Source organism: Cellvibrio sp. UBA7671, from assembly GCA_002483145.1.
GTDB classification, from domain to species: Bacteria; Pseudomonadota; Gammaproteobacteria; order Pseudomonadales; family Cellvibrionaceae; genus Cellvibrio; species Cellvibrio fibrivorans.
In genome coordinates this window covers 124,992-151,376 of sequence record DLHJ01000014.1, presented here as the reverse complement: position 1 = coordinate 151,376, position 26,385 = coordinate 124,992, and the positions used below count along the sequence as shown (strand labels likewise).

The 26,385-nt window shown below is 46.6% G+C and carries 24 protein-coding genes; 5 read left to right on the top strand and 19 right to left on the bottom strand.

The features are described 5' to 3' along the window. Positions 1–123 precede the first annotated feature (123 nt). On the top strand, positions 124–1,491 hold the full coding sequence (locus B4E62_RS12420) for a family 16 glycosylhydrolase (protein WP_331352282.1): 1,368 nt from the start codon (positions 124–126) through the stop codon (positions 1,489–1,491). Between the two features lie 70 nt (positions 1,492–1,561). On the opposite strand, the gene B4E62_RS12415 is transcribed toward B4E62_RS12420, so the two are convergent. From B4E62_RS12415 to B4E62_RS12360, 12 genes are all read right to left on the bottom strand, one after another. Further along, the gene (locus tag B4E62_RS12415) at positions 1,562–2,704 is read right to left on the bottom strand and encodes an AraC family transcriptional regulator (protein WP_331352281.1); all 1,143 of its coding nucleotides are present in this window, start codon (positions 2,702–2,704) and stop codon (positions 1,562–1,564) included. 145 nt (positions 2,705–2,849) lie between these two features. After that, a complete protein-coding gene (locus tag B4E62_RS12410; protein WP_331352280.1) occupies positions 2,850–4,139 on the bottom strand; it encodes a DASH family cryptochrome in 1,290 nt (429 codons plus the stop codon). 434 nt (positions 4,140–4,573) lie between these two features. Further along, the gene (locus B4E62_RS12405; protein WP_331352279.1) at positions 4,574–5,419 is read right to left on the bottom strand and encodes a hypothetical protein; all 846 of its coding nucleotides are present in this window, start codon (positions 5,417–5,419) and stop codon (positions 4,574–4,576) included. A 59-nt stretch (positions 5,420–5,478) separates the two neighbouring features. After that, positions 5,479–6,924 (bottom strand): hypothetical protein, encoded by a 1,446-nt coding sequence (locus B4E62_RS12400; protein WP_331352278.1) that lies wholly within the window; start codon positions 6,922–6,924, stop codon positions 5,479–5,481. An 88-nt stretch (positions 6,925–7,012) separates the two neighbouring features. Continuing rightward, positions 7,013–7,663, bottom strand: coding sequence for a Crp/Fnr family transcriptional regulator (locus B4E62_RS12395; RefSeq protein WP_331352277.1), 651 nt, complete (start codon positions 7,661–7,663; stop codon positions 7,013–7,015). Positions 7,664–7,903: 240 nt separating this feature from the next. Beyond that, a complete protein-coding gene (locus B4E62_RS12390; protein WP_331352276.1) occupies positions 7,904–8,485 on the bottom strand; it encodes a hypothetical protein in 582 nt (193 codons plus the stop codon). Then, complete coding sequence (locus B4E62_RS12385) at positions 8,485–9,240, bottom strand: ribonuclease H family protein (protein ID WP_331352275.1); 756 nt, start codon at positions 9,238–9,240, stop codon at positions 8,485–8,487. The genes B4E62_RS12390 and B4E62_RS12385 overlap by 1 nt, the downstream gene beginning before the upstream one ends. Before the next feature lie 84 nt (positions 9,241–9,324). Continuing rightward, positions 9,325–9,762 (bottom strand): hypothetical protein, encoded by a 438-nt coding sequence (locus B4E62_RS12380; RefSeq protein WP_331352274.1) that lies wholly within the window; start codon positions 9,760–9,762, stop codon positions 9,325–9,327. Further along, positions 9,744–10,172, bottom strand: a complete 429-nt coding sequence (locus tag B4E62_RS12375) for a hypothetical protein (RefSeq protein ID WP_331352273.1) — start codon at positions 10,170–10,172, stop codon at positions 9,744–9,746. The genes B4E62_RS12380 and B4E62_RS12375 overlap by 19 nt, the downstream gene beginning before the upstream one ends. 17 nt (positions 10,173–10,189) lie before the next feature. After that, entirely contained in the window at positions 10,190–11,596 is a 1,407-nt protein-coding gene (locus B4E62_RS12370) for a DUF3999 family protein (protein ID WP_331352272.1), read from the bottom strand. A 14-nt stretch (positions 11,597–11,610) separates the two neighbouring features. After that, the gene (locus tag B4E62_RS12365; RefSeq protein WP_331352271.1) at positions 11,611–14,436 is read right to left on the bottom strand and encodes a DUF2339 domain-containing protein; all 2,826 of its coding nucleotides are present in this window, start codon (positions 14,434–14,436) and stop codon (positions 11,611–11,613) included. 10 nt (positions 14,437–14,446) lie between these two features. After that, on the bottom strand, positions 14,447–15,076 hold the full coding sequence (locus tag B4E62_RS12360; protein WP_331352270.1) for a DUF4230 domain-containing protein: 630 nt from the start codon (positions 15,074–15,076) through the stop codon (positions 14,447–14,449). 158 nt (positions 15,077–15,234) lie between these two features. Between B4E62_RS12360 and pabB the strand changes: the two genes are divergently transcribed. The 3 genes from pabB (at position 15,235) to B4E62_RS12345 (ending at position 19,649) form a co-directional block, all read left to right on the top strand. Next, complete coding sequence (pabB, locus tag B4E62_RS12355) at positions 15,235–16,674, top strand: aminodeoxychorismate synthase component I (protein ID WP_331352269.1); 1,440 nt, start codon at positions 15,235–15,237, stop codon at positions 16,672–16,674. Positions 16,675–16,759: 85 nt separating this feature from the next. Beyond that, the gene (locus B4E62_RS12350; RefSeq protein WP_331352268.1) at positions 16,760–17,512 is read left to right on the top strand and encodes a dienelactone hydrolase family protein; all 753 of its coding nucleotides are present in this window, start codon (positions 16,760–16,762) and stop codon (positions 17,510–17,512) included. Positions 17,513–17,585: 73 nt separating this feature from the next. After that, on the top strand, positions 17,586–19,649 hold the full coding sequence (locus B4E62_RS12345) for a M13 family metallopeptidase (RefSeq protein WP_331352267.1): 2,064 nt from the start codon (positions 17,586–17,588) through the stop codon (positions 19,647–19,649). A gap of 97 nt (positions 19,650–19,746) precedes the next feature. Here the strand turns inward: B4E62_RS12345 and thrH are convergent, their stop codons facing one another. Beyond that, positions 19,747–20,364, bottom strand: a complete 618-nt coding sequence (gene thrH / locus B4E62_RS12340; protein WP_310071032.1) for a bifunctional phosphoserine phosphatase/homoserine phosphotransferase ThrH — start codon at positions 20,362–20,364, stop codon at positions 19,747–19,749. Positions 20,365–20,546: 182 nt separating this feature from the next. On the opposite strand from thrH, the gene B4E62_RS12335 reads away from it, so the two are divergent. Next, the gene (locus B4E62_RS12335; RefSeq protein WP_331352266.1) at positions 20,547–21,272 is read left to right on the top strand and encodes a phosphoadenylyl-sulfate reductase; all 726 of its coding nucleotides are present in this window, start codon (positions 20,547–20,549) and stop codon (positions 21,270–21,272) included. Positions 21,273–21,284: 12 nt separating this feature from the next. On the opposite strand, the gene B4E62_RS12330 is transcribed toward B4E62_RS12335, so the two are convergent. The 6 genes from B4E62_RS12330 to B4E62_RS12305 form a co-directional block, all read right to left on the bottom strand. Then, on the bottom strand, positions 21,285–21,845 hold the full coding sequence (locus tag B4E62_RS12330) for a hypothetical protein (RefSeq protein WP_331352265.1): 561 nt from the start codon (positions 21,843–21,845) through the stop codon (positions 21,285–21,287). Positions 21,846–22,039: 194 nt separating this feature from the next. Beyond that, the gene (locus tag B4E62_RS12325) at positions 22,040–23,302 is read right to left on the bottom strand and encodes a tol-pal system YbgF family protein (protein WP_331352264.1); all 1,263 of its coding nucleotides are present in this window, start codon (positions 23,300–23,302) and stop codon (positions 22,040–22,042) included. A 56-nt stretch (positions 23,303–23,358) separates the two neighbouring features. Continuing rightward, entirely contained in the window at positions 23,359–23,778 is a 420-nt protein-coding gene (locus B4E62_RS12320; RefSeq protein ID WP_331352263.1) for a biopolymer transporter ExbD, read from the bottom strand. A gap of 26 nt (positions 23,779–23,804) precedes the next feature. Next, positions 23,805–24,221 carry a biopolymer transporter ExbD gene (locus B4E62_RS12315; protein ID WP_331352262.1) on the bottom strand — a complete coding sequence of 139 codons (417 nt, stop codon included), beginning with the start codon at positions 24,219–24,221 and terminating at the stop codon, positions 23,805–23,807. Positions 24,222–24,301: 80 nt separating this feature from the next. Beyond that, the gene (locus tag B4E62_RS12310) at positions 24,302–25,273 is read right to left on the bottom strand and encodes a MotA/TolQ/ExbB proton channel family protein (RefSeq protein ID WP_331352261.1); all 972 of its coding nucleotides are present in this window, start codon (positions 25,271–25,273) and stop codon (positions 24,302–24,304) included. A gap of 90 nt (positions 25,274–25,363) precedes the next feature. Continuing rightward, positions 25,364–25,966 (bottom strand): energy transducer TonB, encoded by a 603-nt coding sequence (locus B4E62_RS12305; RefSeq protein ID WP_310071050.1) that lies wholly within the window; start codon positions 25,964–25,966, stop codon positions 25,364–25,366. Positions 25,967–26,385: the final 419 nt, after the last annotated feature.

Sequence of the window (26,385 nt, the reverse complement as noted above, 5' to 3'; positions counted from 1 at the left end):
ATGGGACGTTTGATTTTTCTCCCGGCGAAAAGTGGAGCGACTTAGCCCCAGCCAAACGCAAATATTCATCTGTGGTCTCGCCTGGGCGAGCCTAATCATCCACGAATAATTAATGAGGTTAGTATGAAGCTTCGACATATTTTCAATAACGCCTGTTGTGGCGGCGCTGGTTTGTTGATATCCGGGATGCTATGCGCTCCGGCGCAAGCAGTTGTTTTTCAAGCGGAGAACTATAACTACTATTACGATTCCACCACCGGTAATACCGGCGGCACCTATCGCACAGATAATGTCGATATCGAAAAAACGCTGGATACCAATGGCGGTTTTAATCTGGGTTGGATCACCGCCAATGAATGGCTCACCTATAGCAATTTGGTGATCCCCAGCAGTGGTAGCTATACCATCAACCTGCGTGTGGCCAGTCCAACCGGTGCGCGCGTTGCGCTCGATTTGAATGCCGGGTCAATTTATTTGGGAAGTGTTCCAATATCGGCGACCAACGGCTGGCAAAATTGGAAGACCGTTTCGTTCACTACCACTATCGCAGCAGGGACTTATCAGCTTGGGGTCTATGCCGAAACGGCGGGTTGGAATTTTAATTGGATCGAAGTCATTCCCAATGGTGCAGTTAGCTCAAGCAAATCCTCGTCATCGATCAAATCATCCTCATCGAGTAAATCCTCTTCTTCAGTTAAATCTTCCGTCGCCTCATCAACAAAATCATCCAGTTCAGCATCCAATAACAATGGCGTGCCGGCTGGCTACAATTTGGTGTGGCAAGATGAATTTGATATTGCTGGCTTACCAAGTAGCACCAAGTGGGCATACGACACAGAGGCGAACCAAACCGGTTGGTACAACAACGAAAAACAATATTATGCAGCAGCGCGTTTACAAAACTCTGAAGTAAAAAATGGAAAATTAATTATTACTGCACGCAAAGAGGCGCTCACCTCAGCAGCTGATTACGGTGGCCAGCAGTATACCTCTGCACGTTTAATCACCAATGGCAAAGCCAGTTGGACGTATGGGCATTTTGAAATTCGCGCAAAAATGCCCTGCGGCAAAGGAACCTGGCCGGCAATCTGGACACTCGGCACCGTCAATGACCCCTGGCCAGCCAATGGCGAGATCGACATCATGGAGCATGTGGGTATGGATCCTACGACTGTGCATGGAACCATTTGGACACCCGCAACCGAAAGCACATGGGGCGATAGCAAATCCATCCAAATTCCCGATGCTTGCAGCAACTTCCATAATTATCAAATGACCTGGACTGCCGACAAGATTGTATTTGCGGTGGATAACATTGTGTATCACACCTATTACAATACTGGCTCTGGAATAGCCGCATGGCCATTCAACAAACCGCAATATTTATTGTTGAATCTTGCTATTGGTGGCGATATGGGCGGGGCGGTGGATGATTCTATATTCCCGCGCTCATTTGAAATTGAGCATGTGCGTATTTACCAAAAACCCTAACTAAAAAAGGCGACTGATGTCCGCTTGGCACAGGCGCCCTTTTTGTTCTTTACGCCATTATGTTTTTACACTAGTCGGTTTTTACGCTCATCGGATTTTTTCTAAAGGCACGCGGAGAAACACCCGTTAGCCGTTTAAAAAACCGTTGGAAGGCAGACTTACTGTTAAACCCGGACTCGTGCAATATCTCCAATATACTTAGCGAATCATAAGCAGAATCAGCCAACATACGTTTGGCTTCTTCCACCCGGTAGCGATTAATAAACTCAAAAAAATTGGTATTAAAGTGTTTATTAATGGTATTGGAAACCTCTCGATAAGGAGCGGCTATTTCATTGGAAAACTCTTCAATTGTGAGGCTTTGGTTCAAATAGAGTTTTTGCAGCTCGATGCCTGAACGGATTTTTTCAAGCAGTATTTCACTGGTTTTATCAGGCATTTCAGCCGATTGGTTATCGGCCCCTGCCCTTAAAAGTGTTTTGACATAGGCAATACTGTAGGCAAATAGCGCAATCGCCAGAACGAAATTGATATAGTTATTTGCCAGCCCAACCACTTCTGCGGTTGATAAACTGGAAATGTTACCCAAAATATTTGCCGCCAGCGTCCACATCCATGAGAATAAAAAGCCTATCACCAAGTAGTTCAGCCAATCGATCGGCACATCGCTAATAGACGAATAACGCTCGCGCAACTGTTGACGATACCAACGCAACCCCACCAGTGCCGCCACCGCATAAACCACCGGCATTATCTTAATAAAATACCAAATGCCATGAATGGCCCGTTCAAATGCGGGACTAATCTCATCGAGATCAAAACGCAATACATCCGTATTGACTCTAAGCGCCACTAACAATAACAAACACAACGAGACAGGGACCAGGTGCAGCGCATCAGTCAGCTGCAATGAAAAATTTTCGCGGGTAATCGCCAGAATGTAAAAATACAGTGCAGCGCCTTTGATGAGAGAGGCCAACACAAAAAAATAGGCAATAACATAAGAAGTAAATTCACTGTGGTGGATTTGATCATTCCAGAGCAACAAAGTACACACGGCGTCGATGGCAATACAGATATAAAATATCGCCAACACGCCTTTTGCCAAGCGGTTGGAATCAGGCACTACAGGCTGCATGAGCGCCAATGCACCACTAACAGCAAATGTCATAATCAAAATGACATCGTGAATATTAAAAATCGGCGTATCCATCGACTTACACCATACCAATAATAAATTGGCGATAGTATAAACCGGGAATTACAGATCAGGCGCGATACAGAATACGATTCTGCAGGAATTAATCACAAAATCCCGCGCACCATCAGTATTTGCTACACCACCGCAGCAGTTAGATTTATGCTCCCCAGCGCTCGATAAAAATTGATTCGGGGTCGTAAGTCTGCCGCTGTTTTTCAATATTAAAATGCCGCCGTCCACGCGGATCTGTGCCCACTCCGGCAAGGTACTGCCAATTACCCCAATTGGCGGCCACATCATAATCAATAAGTTGCTGTTCAAACCAGGCAGCGCCGTAGCGCCAATCAACACCCAATTCATTAATCAAATAGCTGGCGACAATCTGGCGGGCGCGATTCGACATCCAGCCCGTGTTAAGTAGCTGCCGCATAAACGCATTCACAAAATCACTGGCGGTATTACCGTAACACCAGGCAGTAAACTCAGCGGAATAAAAACTCAACAGCGGATTTTTATTTTGTATGCCGCGCAGCGCAAACATTTTTTTGCCGTAACGAAACGCGAGCCATTGAAAGTATTCACGCCAGAGCAATTCAAAATACAGCCAGTAAGTGGAATCATTGGCCTGATATTTATTTTCGTAGTGCCGAATAGCCTCGGCAACTTGCCGCGCAGAAATGCAACCAAAGGCTAACCAAGGCGATAACTTGGATGAAAAATCCCAGCCATCAAGTTGATTGCGCGTCTCTTTGTAGGATGCAATGTTGTGTGAACCTTCCAAATAATATTGTAATTGTTCAACACCTGCCTTGGTGCCGCCCGAAAAAGCCAGAGCCTGTGGATGTACTGGATTGGCCATACGCTGCGCTGACAAAATCGCGCACCACTTGTCCAGTACACAAGCTGAATGATCAACCATCACACTCTGACGCAAGCGCTGTGGCGCAGAGAGTGCACGGCTTGGCGGCTGTTGCTCTACACGCTTGCGAAACTGCGAAAAAATATCGGGCAAGTCTTGCAGATCAAAGGGTAATTCGGCGCGATCAAAGAGCGTGAAATTCTCACTGGACTTGACCGGAATATCGATCCGATTTTGCACACGCACCACGTCATCACACTCGTCACTGCCCGGATGCTGCCCCACGCCAATTGCCCCCACATCCAAATGCTCCGCGAAGCTTGCAAGCTCGTGCGCAGGATCGCCATCAAGTACGATCAATTCACTACCGCAGGCGCGCAACTGGGAGCGCAGATCAACAAGTGATTCAAGCAAAAACCTCAAACGATGGGATTCTATGCCCTTGCTTTGATAACGCCCCGGCACAAACCAGCGTTTGGGCAATACAAACACACCCACCACAGAGTCGCAGGAGGCAACCAATTGCGTCCAACCGGGGTTATCAGCCAACCGCAGGTCATATCTGAACCAATAAATTGCTGTTTTCATTTGTAAAGATCCTGGCAAGCTAGTGTTCACCAATACGATCTGAAGACGGTTTTGTATCATTCTGTGGGGGCTTATTAGGCGTGAAAGTGCTAGCAAAATTCCTGTTATGAAAATCTAATCTAGCAAACCAGACCTATCGGATTGGAGCTTTTGCGAGCCTACGCGATACTTACAACGGTGCCTGCGGAGCAGGTAGAAAAGTGTGATTCCCACACGGAGATTTCAACTAACAATGAGGTAGAAGATGGATTTGATTAGGAAAGACATTGAATTGATTCGTGAAGTCAGATGCCTGTGCCTGAAACACGATTTTGAAACTGCCGTCGCGGTCGCACGAACGGTAACCGATATTCAAACGCGTGAAACCCTCTTGTTTATCTGTCGATCATTTAAGACCGCACAGATAAATGTACGAGCGGCCTAAGCGATCGGAGTCAAAGGACTGACCAACTATTCCCATAAAGCGCGTCGTAACTCTCTTCTTTGATAATTTCACAGCCGACACTTTTCAAAAATATTGTTTGTCCTTGTGATAAATCTCGCCCTGCATGAACATACCAGGCTTTTTTGGCGCGCTCGGGGAAAGTTTTAAAATATTTTGCGCGCTCGATCAGTAACCAGCGCAAAAATATTTCAGAAGTATCCAATCCCAAACCGATAAACAACAAGTCGTTATTAAAAATAATATGTAGCCATGTATCGCGACCATTCCACTTGCCATGTTTGGCATCGGCAAATAAACGCCCCTCCCCGCCCTTATGGATTAAGGTGCGCGCACGTTCAACGGAGCCCATGTAGTGGCTTAACCCCAAGCGGATACTGCGCGAATAGCGCTTAATGCCATTGATATGCCAAATCGCAAATTCCTGCGCAGGGTTTTTAATTTCTCCCGCTGCAAAATAGCTGGCCCAGGGATAAAAATCCGTAAAGCGCACAGCATCGGCATGGTGTAATTCCAGCGCGGCACAATCTGACAAGGTCTCATCAAAGTTAGTCGTCAATACCGGGGCTGAATGGCGTTTTGCCCAAGCCATCATCGTTTGGTGATGCGTTTTTGCATTCCAACCAACAAGAAAATCGCAAAATTCTTTTTGTAGGTTTTTGGTTTTAGAGGTGCTACTTAAATCCAGTGCGTCATAAAATTCAGTGAGTGATATTCCGAGCGGAATATCCTTGGGGTCATCGTCAGTATGTTTAATCCATAAATCCAACAACATTGCATCCCACGAATTCAGGCCACTATCACTGTTGTAACGATTGATGCCATTGCCGATGATCAAAGCAAGTTCATCAGCATATGTAGTTAAAATTGTTTTTAGACAAATCTGTTTTGCTGCGATCAATTGCAATCCTCCCACACAAAATCCCCAGCAGTATTTTGCACCAGAATTCTCTGTGCTAATTTTTCACCGTTGCGATAACAATCCCGTGTGAGGATTACACTGCCTATTGGCAACCCCAATCGCCACTCCAAGCCACGCACACCTATAGCGGCAAACTGATGTTCATTAGCAACACTGACCAATAAGGGCGAGACAATCGTATCTTGTTGCAATGTTTCTATTTGCCGTTCCGCCCAAAAGGCGCGATCAATTACCGCAGGGTAAGCTGCCGAGCGTGTGCCCTGCACTGCTATTAATGATGAAAAACCTATCAGTAACAAACCAATCTTAATTCGATCAGTCATCACCAGCGCGCGCGCAACCAACAGCAGGGGAAGTATTATCGCCACAGCGGCATAATATTCATAAGATTGGTTAGCCAATAAAAAATAGGGGCCGTAAGCGATAATTAAAAAAGCCAAACCTGCGAGCCATTGCACAATGGTGAGTGAAGGTTTTAACGCGCGAATACTTAGCCAATACACAATAGCCATGGGGATAAAACAGGCAGCCGCCCATGCAACCCCCAACAAGTATCGCTCCATAACGATCATACGCAAGGCTTCGCGCGGCACATTAAAAATCCATGCGGAATAACTCAGGGTATTAATCACCAGATTCTCGCCCAGCGTCAAACCATAAGCGGAATGGCGGCTGGGTGTGAACTCTTTATAGAAATACAACCACACCAAACACATCACTACACACACCAACAAAACAACTACATCCGCTCTTTGGTAGCTTTGTTTGTCGCGCAAAAATATCGCAAGCACCACCACTAATGCAGGAATTAAAATTGCCAACTCTTTACTAAACAATGCCAGCAATTGCAGCACGGGGAGCATCAGTAAAGCCAGCCAGCGAACCCTGCCCTGCAAACGCGGCAATGCAATCCACAAGGCGAGCGTTGCGCTCATAAAAAACACCAGCGTCGGGCTATTCATCGCTGCGACCCAATGCAACGGCAAATAAGTAGCCACATGTACCGCGTGCATAGCCGCTGTGAGTAGTGCAATCAGTTTTGGCTGCGGCCAGTGCATCGCCCGCGCAAATTCATACGCGAACCAAGCTACGGCCAGTAGCGATACGAGTGTTAAACACCAGGAATAAATATGCGCGGATATGACATCGCCTTGCAGCACTTGTTCTACAAACCGCCAGCCGGTATCCATACTTAACGGCCGCCAGAAACCGGTTTGCGATTGCGTTACAAACGGCAACCACCAGGAATCACCATTTAAGCGAGCTTCACGTGCTTGCGTTAAGAAAAAATAATCATCGCCCCAAAAGGGAATAAAAAGCGAGGGTATCCACAACAACAAACCAAATAATAGAAAGGCAAAAACGGCAAATGAGGTGTTGTGAAAATAACGGGGGAAAAAACCAGACACAGTGTTATTCATAATATTGCCAAAAACGTATAAAAATCTACCCGGGATATATGCAGCTCCTTGCCCTTCCTGCCCAGTGTTAAATTTTATATTGCTCTGCTTATTCTAAATTCAAACTACCTGGAAGCAAACGCTCGTACTCATCCTTAACAGCTGCGTAACATTCACAGGCACGTTTTTCCAACTTGACGCGATCCAGAATTTTAATACGGCCACGGCCGCGCTCTATCAAATCGTCTTTTTGCAGCAGGCTCACGACTTGCGTCACACTTTCACGCCTTACACCTAAGAGTCGGCCAACGGCTTCCTGGGTGATCAATAATTCAGAGGTTTTCAATCTATCTAACGACATCAACATCCAGCGACACATTTGTTGCTCGACAGAGTGATGTTGATTACAAACTGCCGTTTGCGATGTTTGGCAAATTAAGGCCTGGGCGAATAATAAGGATAAATGTTGTAACTCTCCACCCAAAGCGAACTCGCGCTTCATTAATCTACGGCTTAGGCGATAGGCTTGTCCGGCGGTCTGCACTTCCGTACTGGAGGGCATACTCTCGCCGCCCATATAAATGGATATCCCCACCATACCCTCACAACCTACCAGCGCTGTTTCACTGGTTGAGCCATCTTCGAGGTTATACATCAAAGAGACGATGCCCGAGATCGGGAAATCCAGGTAACTAATATGATCGCCCGATTCAGACATAGTCCAGCCGAGAGGCATATCGATTAGTTTGAGGTCGGGCAAAATCCGTTCATAGTCCGCGGCAGGGAGCGAGGCGAGTATGTGATTTAATTTTGGGTTAGGGAGTTTTGTGTCTTTGTTCAGGGCTTTTGGCATAAGTGGCTTGTAAAGAGACGGATTTAACCGCGTAAACGATAATTATCGTATGTGGGCAGCCTTAGACTGCCATTTGTGTTGCTGATGGGATTAAAGCAGTTAGTGGCGGGAATACCAATGTTTTTCTGAATGAGATGATTATTTGCATTAGATTTGTAATTTGTAGGCATTCAAACGCTCAATTCGTTTACGGGTCTCGTGTTGCTGTTGAAGCGCGATCTTTTTAAGATCCACATAAGGATGAATTGATGTAAAACTGAGTGCCTGCTCCTCAATACTCAAACCACCGACACGGTTAAAATGATTCTGTACAAGCGACCGTACTGCAGGCTCTTTCGCATAGGTCTTTTTTAACTCATCCACTTCGTTAATAAAGTCGATTACACCAATTTTGCCGCCAACAAATCTGTCTATCTGATACAACTCGCTCTTGGCCGCAGTGAGCTCTTCATCAAGTTTAAATTCATCCAAATGAAACTGGCGAAGGCGAAAATATAAAATCAGCAACACCACCAGCACCACAGCAAGAATGCTGAAGCGAATAGTTACGGGAACTTCATCCAAATAATTTGACAACAATATGTAGGCAATGATGCTAGCCCAGTGCAGCCAATTCCATGTGAAACGCAAAGGTGCCGCGCAATCCAAACAGGTGAATTGCTCCCCTTGAATCTTTTTTAAATTGCGCGATCTGCAGCAAGGGCATACACCGAATTTCATTCTACTCATCAACCTGCACGTGTTGCCAAAATTGCTGTTATATCCAACGGCTCGCGGTAGAGTGCAAATTCAGTTTCGCGGGACTGGATAGCAAGAATGGACATGCGGTCAGCGAGTTCGTTGCCTTGTACACCAACGTGGCCATTCACATGCAACACTTGCACTTTGTCTTTCAGGGTTTGGTGCAGGGAATAAATTTCTTTAATCAGTTCGAGGTTTTTAATCTCGCCGCCTTTCTTTTTCCAACCCGCTTTTTCCCAACCAACTGCCCATTGCACAACGCATTGGATGGAGTACTGGGAGTCAGAAAAAACCGCTGCAGTTTTGCCTTTGGCGATTTCATCTTTTGCCAATAATAAACCTTGGTGCAACGCATTTAACTCGGCGGTGTTGTTAGTACCCATGGGGTTATACAAGCCATACCAAAGCTCAACCACTTTATTATCGTGATAAACCGCTAAACCCGAACCCGCCTCTCCGGGGTTTGGTTCGCATCCACCGTCGGTAAATATTTTTACATCGACGGGTAATGCGTTTACTTCAGCGGCATTATAGGTTTTGATTTTGGCACCGCTAGCGGCGGCAGCACGTCCGGTTCCAGCGGTGGCTTTTGCACTACCAAAAGCGGCTTCGGCTTCCTCGCGTGTTAAAAACGATTTATAACGCGCCCCCACAAATCCATCGACCTGCTTCTTACAAGTCGGCCAATCCGTAAAAATCCCCGTCTCCCGCCCTGCCCATACCACATAAAATTTTGAAGCCATTACACACTCTTTAATTGATTGACGATTGAGGATTGTATAAAGCGATTAGACTACTGATACAACCATGACAGCATTGCCTTTCAGCTATGAATATTTTGGGAAGAGCTTGTCAAAAATTGATCTTATTCTTATTTCGCTCTCGCTTGATGTTAAATTTCTATTACACACAAAAAAATAACTTATATTAGTATTAATTCGGCTAGAGTTCCGCGGCCTGAATAGAAAAACCACTCCATTTAATAAGAGCTGAGCATTTTTAAATATATTTTTTAAATCACCTTCCACTGATTCTTTAGTGGTGGGCGACTGCTCAAATATACCAATCACCCCTTGCTTTAAATAAACTTCATCTACACCACTATCGCCGTAACATGCAAGACTGCAATCATCAGAATCGACACCATCGAGAAATAGATCAGTTACATCAACTGCAACTACGTTTGCACATTCTCGGCTCGGCTCGATAAATTTTATTATAGTTCCATCCTTTTTTTGAATTTTGCCTAGAATGTCACTCTGCAAGCGGAAAATCTCTTTTTTTGTCTTTCGCCATCCATTAAAATTGAATAGAAGTCGCCATTTTTTAACTGCTGCTCTATTTCGTCCTTCGACTTTACATCTTGTAAAAGCTTTGCCTCAAGAAACAATGAAAACCCACTATCATCACTGATTTTAAAATCAATATTTGAATTATCATTTTCTCTTACATTAACCTCATATAATGAAATCAGACCTGCATATTCAATGGCTTGCGCTATAGATACCTCAAAAATTTTCGAATAGAAGTTATTGACATCTTTCTCCTTATGCATCTCTCTTATAAGACGATCGTATTTCCCACTGCCATGCAAATACGAAATTTTATTTTGCAACGTGTCAATATCATCACAACAAAATCGTAAACCAAGAGCATTAATGGTATCTTTGATCATATTCGCAATATCCTTCGCTAAGATTTAACTTTAGCATTCATCTGCCCCATCAACCGAATCGCAACACCCACCAACACCGCCACAGCTAAAATCAAAATCCCCCAAAACAACAGCGTCTTCCAACTCATCTGCATGCCATGACGAGCAAACGAATCCATACTTGGGTTTAATTCCGTAAACGCCACCTGCCCCCACTGCAATTCTTTACCGCTCACCAACTGCGAAAAAATTTGTGTGCTAGTTTGTTGGCTATTGGGTGCAGCTTGATCATCTATCGCAATTTTGTAAGGTGGTGCGTTATTCGCAATAAATTGCAGGATTTGTGGTTGGCGATGGAAAACCAAGGTGGGATTGAGTGTGGTGCGTACCAGTTCGTTGAGTTCGACGCGCAAGTAGATATCGCTATTGCTGTAGATATTGATTGCATCGCTCTGCTGCCAATCGCTACCGACTTGGGTGTTAAACCAAATACCTTGATGGAGCAATTGCCAAGGTTGTTTTTCCGTATTGCGCGAAAACACTTTGATGTTATCGCCATACATAAGGGTGCCGAGGTTGAGGCTGATATTGGCAACGGGCGCGATATCATCACGCGCAAATTCCCATGCAGCGACTGGCATGGCCGTGGTGTGATTGCCTGCGCGCAGTTCTGAATCCTGATCTTCAGCGAGTGCGCCTTTTACTTCCCAACTATCTACCACTGGGGCATTGGCGACTTTATCGGTGTTTTCAATCTGGATTTTTCTGAGCTGCAAATTCTCATTGCCGCGTGTGAATTTCAATCGCAAATAAGCGTATTGTTTTTCGCTCAAATTGATTGAAATTTTATTGCGGGTAAGCAACTGCCCTTCTTTTTGCAGTTGCACCAGTGTGGTTTGTGCGATGTTCGACCAAGTGGTGAGGTCATTAGTGCCGCTGACTTGCACCTCAAGATATTGGTTAGCTTCCGTTACCTGCCAATCCACCACCAATTTATCGATGCGGGTTTTGAGATCACTTACATCCACCACATAAAAATCAACCGGTGCACTTTGGTCTTGCAGTTTATCGTTAGTGGTTTTTTCTACGCTGACCGATATTTCATTTGCATCCAAACGAATAGATGCACTGCTTAACGCGATTAACGCCTCTGGCGGAGCGCCGACGGCAACGGGAAAGAAACGCGCATCGGCTAATTGCGATTGCTCATTCACTTGGGTACTGGGCGCCGTAATGCGGTAGGGCAATTTATTGCCTTGCGCATCGATCACTACCAAATCATTTAGCTGCGTGTCCGCGCTGTAGCGATAAACATCATGCGTGAGTGTAGTTTGCACATAAGTGCCGGGCGCTTCGTTTATTTGGTAAACGGGGATCACTTCGGCATTGGTCGTCATACCCAGTAAGCACGATAACAATAGGAAACGCTTTTTAATAACTTGCATGGCTAACTCCACAATCAAACCTCTTCATCTGTTGTTGATTTCGCCTTCGCCGGAATTGGCGATAAATAACCAATCAACAACATCAAACCACCTACCACCATAAACGAGACTATGCGCGCGAGTGTGCCTGTGCCGGTTAGGTCTTTGGTAAAAAGTTTTAGCAACACTAAACCTAATAACCCGGCGCCGAGCATCCAGAGTTTGCGCTCTTGCCAGCGGCGCGAGAGGTTCATGATGACTAATGCACAGATCGCCCACAGGATCGATAGCGCCATTTGTACGATGACGGAATCCCACATTACATGGGATACATAGGCAACATCGGCGTATTGGTGAATTGCACGCAGCAATACAATGTTAATCCACACAAAGCCCAATAAACCGATTGCGCCATAACGCAACTCTGCAGGTGCTTTACTCAATCCGATAAAATCGCGGACGATTGCGCAGGCAAAAATCAACACCACCATCGCTTGTGCAATATCAAGCGGGTTTAAGATAGGCAAATAGAATTGATCGGTAATACCGGAATAGTGGCTGGCATAAATAAACCAGAGCAATAATCCAAACAATAGTGGTGCAGGAATTAAGTTTTTGTAATCCGCCGGGTAATTTGCAAACGGCCAAATGGATTTATTGGTGAGGTTCAACAAGGCAACCAAAGGCACTACCAAACAGGCAAACCACAATACCGCTGCACTGGTACCGTACCACTGCAATTCATTTTGCCAATGGCTAGCCTCCCAATACACAAGGCTAAATAAAAACCAGGCTGTCAACACATGGAACACACTGAGTAAACCGCAAGAACTTATTTCGCGTTGGCGCCACAAAAAGCGATATTGCACCAACACAAATGCCAGCAGCGCAAGTAAACCCCAACCTTGCGATGGATAAACGTCGTAACCAATAAATAGGCCTTCGCCGAAATTGCTCATGGCCAATACACAGGTTAACGGCAACAACCAGAAACCGACGCGGGCTAATTGCTGCCACTGCACTTTTGCACTTAATAACACCAGCGCTGCAACCGAGCCTGCGAAAAATAACATCAGCGACGGGAAGTGTTGTTCGCCGGGAATATGCTTTTCTATCTCGATATAACCGGCGAGTAACCACCACAACCAACCAATGATTAGCGTGAGTTGTGCGAAGGGCTTTTCAAAACGATTACTGTGTTCAGCAAAGCGCGTGAGTAAATAGGAAATGCACAGGGCCGACGCTGCCAAAATCAAGAGGCTAATAAAATCGCCTGCGATCAGCGGAATTGCACCCGCATCTATGCCGTGAATGATCAACGAAAAGGCCGCTGCGATATGCAATAAATAGCCGGCAAAACGCGGCAGGAAACGCTGCTGGCGCAAACCGACCCAAATCAAACCGGTTGCTTCCAGCGCCCAGGTGGCGGATGTCCATTGCGCATCCAACGCGAGCGGAATGGTTAAGGTGGCAAAGGTAACACCGAGTGCGAGAAAGGATTCGATCAATACGCGATGTGTAGTTTGGTATTTAGCCCAGAGCAAACGCGCCAAACCAATGTAAATAGATGAAAGGATCAACGCACTAATCGCCAAGCCGTATTCAGTGTGTTTAAGTAATGCGGTTTGCAAACCAAAAGCGACAATAGGCAAACCAAAGGTGAGGCTGCCATCTACCAAACCTTTCAAATTCGGTGGTTGCTTGAGCGAAAACAAAATCGAAACGGTTAAATAAAGCGCGAAAAATGCGAGCAAAAACGGTTGAGTGCTTGCGTACAAATGCGGCTGGTAATCCAGCACACCCCAAGCCGAGGTAATCACAAAGGTAAACACAAAACCAACCCAATTAAGCAAGCGCCAGGTTTTAAACCAGGCGATGGCGAGAATTCCGATATTAAGCAGCAGATAAAAACTGAATAGGCCGACATGATTGCCGGAGCCGTCGGACGTAAGTATGGGCGCAAGAAAACCACCGGCAGTGGCCATAAGCGCAAGCACTTGTGCGTTCTGCAATACCGCAAGCGCGGCACCGAGCATCACAATAATAAACATCAGCGCAAAGGCGGCACCGGTCGGCATCAGCGAATACATTTTTGCCGCAGCGAATACAGTTAAATAGAGTGCGGCAATACCACCGCCTTGCAACACCAATCCATAACCGCCCTCTTTCAAGCGGGTTTTCCAGCCTAAACCGATTAATGCAATCGCCACTGCTGCGACGGCAGCCATACGCAACTCAATTGGCAACAGACCTTGGTTGGACGCGTATTTCACTAAAAAACTTAAACCGAAAAACATCACCACCATACCGATGCGCACAATGGGATTGCCCTCGGTAAAAAAGCGATTCACATAAGCAATACCTTTTTCAAATGCGTTAGGTTCTGCGGGGACATGCGCTTGCGGTTTGTATTGGACAGACGCAACAGCGGGTGTGATTTGCTCAGCGGCAGGTTGCGCGGTCGCCATGGCGAGGTTTTCAAGCTCCGCATCGTTGATGGGTAGATCGTTATTGGCTGTAGAACTTTCTGTTTGAGGTGTATGTGGTGTTTGCGGTACTTCTGGCGGCAATTCGATTCCATGGGCTTTCAAGCGCTCGGCCAATGGAATTTTTTCTGGCGCTGGTTCGGCAACAACAGGCGCCGCCGGTTGCTGAACGGGTTGCACAATTGGCGGGGGCGATTTTTCGGCTTGGGTTTGCAGTATTTTCACATCGCGCTCAAGGCGATTGATGGTGCTGGTCATTTGAAAAATTTTGGTGATTAAAAAGCCGAGTGCGCCGCCGATGATCCAACCGTTGTTATAAAACACGGCTTCGCCAATGCCCATACCGACCAGCGTAAAAATAATGAGTAGTGCCATTTTGAATTCCTTATTTATTATTGTCGCCGGTAATGACCTGAACCGTTTTCAGCGGTTCCAATACTTTCTCATGCTCCAACTGCCATCCGGCAGAGGCGCAGAGTTGTTGCATCATCAATTGCACTTGTTTTTGCGCTATCTCCGGTAGCTCGCTTTCCTGCGCTTTTTCTTGCATCAACTTTTTGGCTTCGGCGAGGATTGCGGTGTAGTCCTCGTTATCGAATTTATTGAGGATGCCCTGGTTGATATCGTAAAACTTGTAGTCGGTATCGATGGAGATAATTTCCGGGTCGGCAAAATGTTCAATCACCAAGGTGCGGCTGTTGTGATCGCGGCGGAATTTCATTTTGGAAAAATCGTAACCTACTGAGACTTTGGCTTTGGCGACCACCAATGCTTTGCTATTGGTTTTGAAAATGCCGAAGAAATCTTTTTTGGTGTTGTGGTCGTATATCTCGGTGAAATAGCCTTCGGCTAACACGACTTTAAAGACCTTCTCTATACGCTCAAGTAATACGAGGGACTCAGTGGCAACATCTTGCTTGGGTGCTTTGAATTTTTTGGTGTAGTACCAGTTAAAGATTTGCCAGGCGGCAATGCCACCCAGAAACATGGCGAGAATAAAGACGAGCACATCCATCGTGAAATCCTTACTGGGTCAAAGAAGCGGTGGGGCAGACAAGCAAACAAAAAAGTCCGGCCAGCTTAAACGGGCTTGGCACCAAAGTCTATTTGCCGCAGGCCATGCGTGATGGGGTAGAATACAGCCCCCGTAACGGCACTGCCCGACGAGATTTCATGCACGAATTTGCCTATCAAGAGCCACGCATTATTCCGCTTGTTTATCAACCAGATTCGGCCCATTGGTTTGCGGTTGTACGCCATTTACCCAATGCCATCTGGTTAGACTCAGGGCACCCCGGGAGTAGCTATGGCCGCTTCGATATTATCGCCGCCGCACCACAATGTTCACTGCAGACACGCGGCGCTACCACCTTGATTCAGTACGCCAGCGGACGCGCTGAAGAATCCGCGCAAGATCCTTTTTATCTGCTCAAACAATTGCTCCCCATCGATCAAACTTCCCAAGACAATCCACTTCCCTTTATCGGGGGAGCGCTCGGCTATTTTGGTTATGACCTTGGCCGCCGGTTGGAAGTTATTCCAAGCATTGCGCTGGATGATGTTGCCCTTCCGGACATGTCGGTCGGCATCTACCCTTGGGCGATACTGCAGGATCACAGCCAGCAACAGAGCTGGTTGGTGATCAATGAAAGACTCAGTCAAACCCTTGGCGGCGCTTATAACTTTTTGGATATTGAGCAATTGTGCGCGGCGCAGGCTAAAAACACTGTGTTCCACGACTTAAAGCAAGCACTTAAGAGTGGCGATAAATCATTTGAAATCAGTGACTTCAAGAGCAATCTTAATGTAAGCGACTACCGCGATGCACTGGCAAGAATCCAGGAGTACATCCGCGCGGGTGATTGTTATCAGGTAAATTTTGCCCAGCGCTTCAGTGCGGAATTCAGCGGCGATCCGTTTATCGCCTACCTGGTATTGCGCGATGCGCTGCCCTCGCCTTTCTCCGGCTTTATGCAATTGGAAACGGGCGCGGTGCTGAGCTTATCGCCTGAGCGATTTATTCAGGTGCGCGGCAGTGAGGTGGAAACCAAACCGATTAAGGGTACGATCAAACGCGGCATCACCCCTGAGGAAGATGCAGCCAATGCCCAATGGCTGCAAAACAGCCTGAAGAATCGCGCTGAGAATGTGATGATTGTCGATCTGCTGCGCAACGATTTAAGTAAACATTGCGCCAATGTGCGCGTACCTAAGCTCTGTGAACTGCAGACCTTTGCCAATGTCCATCATTTGGTCAGTACCGTGACGGGGGCATTAAAAGCGAATGCGAGTGCAATTGATGTGCTGCGCGATGCCTTCCCCGGTGGCAGTATTACCGGCGCGCCGAAGATCCGGGCCATGGAAATTATCGAAGAACTGGAACCCACCCGTCGCTCGCTATATTGCGGCAGCCTGGGTTACATCAGTGCCGATGGCCAAATGGATACCAGCATCGCGATCCGCACGCTGGTGTGCGATGGCAATAAGATTCACTGCTGGGGTGGTGGTGGCATAATCGCCGATTCGGAAACAGATCAGGAATACCGCGAGTCTATCGCCAAAGTTAAAGTATTGATGGATACGCTTGAGCGGGAATTTGGAACAGACATTTAATTATTTATTAACAAATCATTTCGGGTAACAATCAATTTCGAGCAACAGTCAATTTCGAGCAACAATTAATTTCGAGGAGAGAAACGTGCTTATTCAGAATCACCAGGTTGACCTCAACACCCCGACTGGCATCATGCGTTGCTTTGTTTATCACCCGAAAGACACCGCTGAAACTGCCGGCAAAAAATTTCCCGCCATTATTCTCTACTCTGAAATTTTCCAACTAACCTCCCCCATTCGCCGCAGCGCACAAATTATGGCGGGCCATGGCTTTATCGTAATTGTTCCGGAAGTGTTCCATGAATTAAATCCGATCGGCACTGTACTGGGTTATGACGATGCCGGCCGCGATAAAGGCAATGCCGACAAAGTCGCCAAGACATTGGAGGCACACGATACCGATACGCAAGCGATGATCGACTACGCGCAAACCCTGCCCTACTACTCCGGCAAGATCGGCGCTATGGGTTTTTGTTTAGGCGGTGGATTGGCCTATCGCGCGGCAATTCATCCTGCCATCAGTGCAACCAGTTGTTTTTACGCGACCGATATCCATTCAGGTTTAACGCCATCAAAACCCGGCAATGAAAGCTTGACTCGCACCAGCGAGATCAAAGGCGAACTGCAAATGATCTGGGGCAAACAAGATCCGCATATTCCACCGGAAGGCCGCGCAAAAGTGTATGCCAATCTCGTTGCCTGCAATGTGAACTTTACCTGGCATGAAGTGAATGGTGTACACGCGTTTATGCGCGATGAAGGTGACCGCTACGATGCTGAATTGCAATTATGGGGCTACCAAACGGCGCTGGGCATGTTCAAACGTGTGCTCTACTAAGTTGAAAACTTACTCTATTCATTTTTAAAAACAATCAGGCGACTAAGATAGATAAACTTCAAAGGAAACCGCAATGAAAAAAATGACCGCAATTGCATTGGGTATCTCGCTCGCGCTGGGGGTTAGCTCTTGCAGCAATAACAGCTCGCCCAAAAAAGATCCATCAACAACGCAAGCAGGCGTGCCCCTTGGCTCAGGTATTGATCTGGCCAGTATGGATACCAGCGTTGCACCGCAGCAGGATTTTTTCCGCTATGTAAATGGCAAGTGGGTAGACAACACGCAAATCCCTGCCGATAAAGCGCGCTGGGGCAGTTTTGACTCATTGGCCGAAAATGCAGAAAATGATGTGCGCGCGTTAATTCAAGAGCTTGCGGCGGCCCAACAAATTGCTGGATCGGATGAGCAAAAAATTGCGGATTTGTATAAATCATTTTTGGATGAGACTTTGGTTGAGCAATTGGGTTTAACACCACTCAAACACAATCTTGCACAGATCGATAAACTTAAATCCCACGCCGATTTGGCCGTGCTCTGGGGCGAATGGCAAGCCTACGGTATCGGCATTCCGCTTGAACTTTATATCGACCAGGATGAAAAAAAATCCGATCAGTATATTACCGGCGCTTATCAATCGGGTTTAGGGTTACCTGATCGCGAATACTATTTAAAAAACGATGCGGTCTCTATTGAACTGCTCGGAAAATATCAGGCTTACATTGCCAAAATATTGAGTTTGGCCGGAATACCTAAACCAGAAAAAGCTGCCGCTGATGTGGTCGCGCTGGAGAAAAAAATCGCCAATCTGCATTGGACCCGCGTACAAAATCGCGACCGCACAGCAACCTACAACAAAATGACGCTGGTTGAACTCAATAAACAAGCACCCGGTTTGAATTGGAACGCATTTTTCACAGCGGCGCAGTTAGGCAATATTGACGCAGTGGTGATTAACCAACCCACCTACGTTAACGCCTTTGCCAAATTGCAAGCCCAAACTCCTGTTGCTCAGTGGCAACAATATTTGAAATTCCATTTGATCAATAACGACGCAGGTAATTTGAGCAAAGCCTTTGTCGATGCCAATTTTGATTTTTATGGCAAGACATTAAGCGGCGTGCAAGAGCAGCGCCCCCGCGAAAAACGCGCGGCGAAATTGGCCGATACCCAACTGGGTTTTCTCGTCGGCAAAAAATACGTGGATAAACATTTCCAGCCAGATGCCAAGGCGCGCATGGATCAATTGATTGAAAACCTGCGCATCGCCTACGGCCAATCAATTGATGAGCTGACCTGGATGAGCCCGGAAACCAAAACGCAAGCGCGCGCAAAGCTTGCAAAATTCACCACCAAAATTGGCTATCCGGATAAATGGCGCGACTACGAGTGCGTTAATATCAATGCAAAAGAATTAATCGCTAATTTGCGCCGCACAGCAGCATGCGAACACGAGCGCGCGGTTGCAAAACTGGGCAAACCGGTTGATCGCACTGAATGGGGCATGACACCACAAACCGTAAATGCCTATTACAACGCGAGCATGAATGAGATTGTGTTCCCTGCTGCAATCCTGCAACCACCGTTCTTTAATGTGCAAGCGGATGATGCGGTTAACTACGGTGCAATTGGCGCGGTCATCGGCCACGAATTCACCCACGGCTTTGACGACCAAGGTCGCCACTCGGACGGCGATGGCAATCTGCGCGATTGGTGGACTGAACAAGACGCTGCGCAATTTAAATCCCGCGCGCAATTAATGATCGATCAGTACAGCGCATTTAACCCGATTGATGATTTGCACCTGCAAGGCGCCTTGGGTTTAGGCGAAAACATTGCCGACCTCGGCGGCGTCACCCTCGCCCATCGGGCTTTTAAAAATTCACTCGCGGGAAAATCCGGCAAAACTATTGATGGCTTTACCGCTGAACAGCGCTTCTTTATGGGCTGGGCGCAAGTATGGCGAATCAAATACCGCGATGAGGCTTTGCGCCGCCAAGTCATCAACGGCCCCCACTCACCCGGTATGTATCGCGTATTGGGACCACTGTCGAATATGCCGGAGTTTTATAAGGTATATGACGTGAAAGCGGGTGATGGGATGTATCGCGATGAGAAAGTGCGGGTGAAGATTTGGTAGGGTGAAAAACAGATTTTTATTGAGCATCTAACTACCAATAAAAAAGGGTCGAACAATCGACCCTTTTTTATTGCTTGCATTTTTATCGTGCTAAGAATTACAAACTCAATTCACGATTGCTCGCTTTAATAAACTCTTTCTTCAGGTCTTCGTAAGTATGAACCGCAGGGAATTGCGGGAATTGTTCGATCACGTTTTGCGGTGCGTGGAACAGGATGCCCTGGTCTGCCTCGCCCAGCATAGTGGTGTCGTTGTAGGAGTCGCCTGCTGCAATTACACGGTAGTAAAGGGTTTTCAAAGCCAATACTGACTGACGCTTTGGATCGCGTTGACGCAGGGTGTAACCCACTACCATACCGCGCTCGTCCACATTCAAACGATGGCATAACAGGGTTGGGAAACCCAGTTGGCGCATCAGCGGTTGGGAGAACTCATAAAAAGTATCTGACAGGATGATGACCTGAAAGCGCTCGCGCAACCAATCGACAAATTCAACAGCGCCATCGAGTGGTTTAAGGGTTGCGATGACATCCTGGATTTCTTTCAAGCCGAGCTTGTGTTGTTCCAGGATGCGAATGCGTTGCTTCATCAATACATCGTAATCAGGAATATCGCGGGTGGTGGCTTTGAGTTCTTCAATGCCGGTAACTTTCGCGAATTCGATCCAGATTTCCGGGACAAGTACACCTTCCAGATCAAGACATGCTAATTCCACAACAACCTCCAAAACGGTTAATAAATAGACTAATAAGCCCAAAAGAGTGGCGGCAATCTACCCGTTTTAACCGGCTAAAGCAAACTCAAACCGGCCGGATTGCTTGGGCTGGCATGCCCTCCTCTGGTATCCTGCCACCCATACCTAGAACCTACCAGAACGAATGACCGTGAGTAGCCAACATGACCGACAACCAGATAAACCTCATCGACCTCGACGCCAAGCTGCAACAGGAAAGCCCGCAAAAGATCATCAAGTATGCGCTCAGCCAATTCGACAATATTGCTATTTCCTTTAGCGGTGCGGAAGACGTGGCGCTGATCGAAATGGCCCGCAACTATCGCCCGGATGTACAAGTTTTTTGTCTCGATACTGGCCGCTTGCATGCAGAGACTTATCGTTTTATCGAAAAAGTACGCAAGCATTACAGCATCAAGATTGATGTGATTTCACCCGATGGCGAAGCAGTGCGCGCACTAGTGCAGGAGAAAGGCCTGTTCAGTTTTTATGAAGATGACCACAAAGAATGCTGTGGCATCCGCAAGATTGAGCCACTGCGCAAAAAATTGCTGACTGTGGATGCCTGGATCACCGGCCAACGCAAGGACCAAAGCCCGACCCGCGCCGAAATTCCGGTTATTCAAGACGATAAATTATTCGCACGCCCCGGCGGAAAACTCACGAAATTTAATCCGCTATCTAATTGGTCATCCAAAGAAGTCTGGGATTACATCCGCATGTGCGAAGTGCCTTACAACGAATTGCACGAGCGCGGTTTTGTTTCCATCGGCTGTGAGCCTTGCACGCGCCCGGTTGCGCCGGGGCAGCACGAGCGTGAAGGTCGCTGGTGGTGGGAAGAAGCCACGAAAAAAGAATGCGGGTTACATGCAGCGAATGTTGAAAAGTAATTTTTCCGACTATCAATTACTACCACCCAGGCCATCTAAAAGCCTGGGTGTTTTTAAAAAAATCTCGTGATGTTGAACGCCCTCAATACGTTTGAAATTAACAGCAAGTTTTTGATGGAATCCGTATAGATAGGCAACTGTCGCATTCAGTACCACAATAAAATTTTCCAACTCAACGATATCAACTGGCTCCAATCTCACACCATAGGTGTCACCTGAGCGCCGCAAGCGCATCACTGTACCTACAGCACTTTCTACTTCCGGCACCCAGTAAGAGCGAATCCAATTATTGCGTTGCTGCTCACAGCTAACACAGCGCTCCACTAACGCAGTTAAGGTTTGATTCAATGCACCCAGCTCATATTCACGGTGCAATTCCCTAACCAGCTCGCTCACGCTACTGACCCGGTGCGCGAAGGGTATCTGGTCAATAAGAATGGTCTTGCCCTCGGTTGCTGGCGATTTCATGCAGGCCAAAATAAGGCCATCAACGCCCTGCTCCAAGGTTTTGAACGACACCACTATCTGTCCTAAGGCTTCGTACAGGCGGGTTTTGTTGGGAAGCGGCGACATGCATCAATACCTCAGGCTGAAAAACTACCGCAGGCATTGAACTCAATAGCCAGGGCGACAACACACTGGCATCTAAACACACACAACCAACAAGAAGGAATAACAGCACATTACAGCGCTGCAAACAGAAAAAACCCACTTGACCCGCATCCGTACGGGAGAAATGGGGGATTAACCGCAGTTACGACAACAACTTATTGGCTTTTGCCCGCCTGAATTACCCAGAGGCGCGACATAAGAGCCAGTTTCGATGAAGCAGGAACTGAATTGAATGCCTTGATTGCTTCAGCAGATTTGTTCAAACGCAGATACGAAATGCCCAGATTAATACTGGCCTCATCCTTATCTTTGACTCCACCTTTTGCCAGCCCATTCGTAAACGCCGCAATCGCATTTTCATATTTTCCGTGCCCCAAATAGGCCTCACCCACTTTCACCAATGCTTCACCGGTAGGTTTAGCGGCAGCTTCTTTCTCAATTGAGGGCAGCAAGGTTAAGTCCTCAGCCGCTTGGGTTCTTGCCATCGCCAATAATTTCAAATCGCGATCTTTGGATTCATCTTTGCCCAGCACACCTTTAGTAAAGCCCTCCTCTAAAACAGCTTTGGCCTCACCAGGATTTGTTATTGCCAGTGATAATTCTGCCAATTCCACATATTCATTGGCTTGCAACAAATTGGCCTGTTGGACTAACCGCAAATAGATAATATTTTCACCATCGCTAAACGATGAACCTTGCAATAAGTAGGTAAACATATCTGACCAATATTGATCGTTCGGATATGTGGCAAGCAAACGTTCAAGGGTAGCTACTACCTCTACTTTTTTGTTTTGTTTATGCTGCGTGCTCATCAACAATTTCAGCCAATCTTCTTCAACTGGCTTGCCTTGTTTTTTCGCGGCATCGATCAAACGTTGCACATACTCACCTGCATGTGCGAAATCATTTTGCAAATAATAAGCTTGCGAAACCTGACGAAAGACTTCCAAATCTGCGCCTGCTTCTTTTAAATAGCGCTCACCATATTGGATGGATTTTGGATAATTTTTCAGTGCAAAATAAATTTGCGACATGGTCAATAGGCGTTTGGGAATCTCTTCCGCTTTAAACTGCCCGGCCGTCAACATGGTTTCGTACACACCGACTGCGCCGGCATAATCTTTCAGGTTCATCATGCAGTACGCGAGCATCTCATTGACAATCGCTTCTTCAGCCGAATTTTTCCCTGGCATCGCTGCTACTTCTTTAGTTTTGGCGAGCGCTTCTTTCCATTGTTTTGCATCCATAAACTCGCGCGCTTTTTTTAACGGCTTGCCCACCTTGGCACTGACTTGTTGAGTTTCTGCCGCCTTGGCGGCAAATGCGTGCTGGCTAACCAGCGGGGCAATTGCTACACAGGAACAAACGCCCAGCACAGCAACACGTAAAAGACGAATCATTTTTGTTGTTGGATTCATAACTTTAACCATTTTTAACGATGTGATTTTTAGGCAATAAAAGTGGAAGAAAATGTTTATTCCAGTTTTTCATTGCCGACAATACCAATATTGGTCAACCCCAAACGCTGCGCAGTGGCAAGTATTTTTGCAACCACATCATACTTGGCGAGCTTATGCGGCTTTAAATGAAGCTCTGGTTTTGGTTCCATATTGGCGGCATGAAGCATGTAATTTTTTAACATTTCGCCATCGCGAATCACGCTGCCATCCCAACGCATGGTTCCATCGAAATCGACTTCAATATTGATCACCACCGGCAGCTCGGTCGGTGGTGGTGAATTTGTTACCGGCATATCCATTTTTACTGCATGTGTCTGAACGGGCAAGGTAATGATTAGCATCACAATCAACACCAACATCACGTCAATCAGTGGAGTGGTATTCATCTCCACCATCACGTCATCATTCCCACCATTGCCAATATTCATGCCCATGGCTTAAACCTCTTTAAAGTATGTGATTAACGCGTTGGTATGGTGATAAAACCTATTTTGCTAATACCCGCGCGCTGGCAATATAAAACCAGGCGGCCAACATGTTCATAACGACCATTCAAATCGCCGCGAATATGCACCTCTGGTTGCGGATGCATAACGGAAATGGTTTTCAATTTAACTAACAGCGCCGCTTTATCGGCAACGCGTGCTTCATTCCAAAAATATTCGCCATCTTTGGTAACAGCGATAACAATATTTTCGGGTTTGGTTTGTGTCGGCGTGTTAGACACATTGGGCAGATCAACTTGTACCGTTTTAATCACTACGGGAATCGTGATTAAAAAGATAATCAACATCACCAACATCACATCGACCAAGGGTGTGGTATTGATTGTTGAATTGAGCTGCTCTTCATCGCCAGACGAAATATTCATGCCCATATAATTCTCACTTCACAGTCAGTATTGATAGCCATTTATTTATTCGCGCCCGCAGTATGCAGGCGCGGACAATATTGACATCAGGCTTGGTTATTTTGTCCGCCGCGCACACCCATCGCGAGATTTGCGTGCATATCGGCTGCGAAGTTACGCAATGAATCGACAATCACTTTATTGCGGCGCACCAACCAGTTGTAACCCAGCACCGCAGGTACCGCGACCGCCAAACCAATCGCCGTCATAATCAAGGCTTCGCCTACAGGGCCGGCCACCTTGTCAATACTTGCTTGACCGGCCAAACCAATCGCGATCAAGGCGTGATAAATACCCCACACGGTTCCAAACAAACCTACGAACGGTGAACATGAACCGACAGTCGCCAGCAGTGACAAACCGTTTTGCAGCTGGCCGCTCACACGCTCAACAGAGCGTTGCAATTGCAGGGCAAGCCATTCAGGCAATTCAATTTTTTCACCGTTACGGGAGTTGTGTTGTTTCACCGCGAGGATTCCGTCTTCTGCCACTGCACGAAATGCGCTATCGGATTTATAGGTATTCAAACCCTCAGCCATTTCTTTGGCTTCCCAGAATTTGCGGCTGGCTTTTGCTTGCGACAGCAAACCCTGTTGCTGAATTAATTTGGTTACCAGCACGTACCAGGTTGCCGCCGACATCAGAATCATAATAATCAACGTGCCGCGCGCAATAACATCGCCCTGCGCCCATAGCGCGCCCAAACCATATTGGCTGTGCGCTTCTGCCGTGGCCGCTTCTGCGGTTGTCGCGGCATTGGCAGCCGCGTCAGATGTTGCTACCGAACTGGTGTCAATACTGGCAGCTCCATCGGTTGCTTGTTCAGGTGTCACCATGCTGGCATCAATTGCTGTTGCTTCCGCTGCTGAATCCCCGGGCTGAACGCTGGTATCGACAGGAGCTACAGTGACAGAGACATCGGTTGTTGTGTCTTGCGCATAAACTGCTGTCACGTACAGGGGTGCCCCCAATAACAGCACCAGTTGTAAAACAATGGATGTAGAGAATTTTGTTTTCATTTTTAAAAACCCCAATGTAAATAAACGATGACTATTTGGATTACTTTTAAACTGATTGGCGACCGCATTTATTGCAGCGCCATGCGTTCACTATTTTTGATCGAGTTTGAAACGGAAATTAATGCGATGCCAACAAGCAACCGGTTGGTTCGATTTAGTGCAAGGCTCAAATTTCCAAGCGCGTATTGCGTGCTTCAGTGCTGATGCATCCAAGCGCTCAAAACCACTGGACTTATCAATTTTTCCATCCATAACTTTGCCGTCTTCACCGAGATAAAGCGCCAAACCGACTACACCTTCCTCCCCCAAACGCTGCGATCCAGATGGGTAAGGTGGCTTGCTCAGACCTTTTTTCGGTGAACGTGCTGGCGTAGCTTTTACTTCTACGGGCTTGGTAGAAACAGTAATCGCGTTGGCATTCGCAGGTGCTACATCCGGTGCAAAATCAATATCCGGGGGCGGCACAAAATCCGGTGGTGGAGGTACAAAATCCGGCGGAGGTGGCGGTGGCGCCTCCTCTTCTGGCGGCGCTTCATCTTCAATAATTTTTGCATCAATTTGCTGCTTAACCAGCTTCATTGGATCATGCCCCAAGCCCACTGCAAGTCCATAGATGATGACCGCATGAAAGAGTGCAACAAAGATTAATCCGCTGGATTTTTCTAAAACCGTTTTATTTGCGTTATAAGTCATAGCCAATACATCTTTAAAGTTAGAGATCTACAATATTTACTTCTATACCGTTTAAGCTATAAAACCAGATATTTTCTTTACGGGAAATTAACGTCGAATTAACGCCTGTTAAACGGATTTTTTACACCAATAAAAAGCGATATATAAAAATTATTTCCTTAACTTTTAATCAGTGTATTACGTTTAATTTTTTACATCGTTAACAAGCCGTAAACGTGAAATAAATTTCCCATAAAATATTTTTCGCGTAAAAACTGCGTAAATAGAAAAACACAAAAAATCAAATTTGCGGTAAACGAGGAGTAAAGCCAATAAAAAGTAGAAAAAAGAGAATAAATAAGTGAAGAAATGAAGAAATGAAGAAATGAAGAAATGAAGAAATGAAGAAATGAAGAAGTGAAGAATAAAAAATCCGTAAA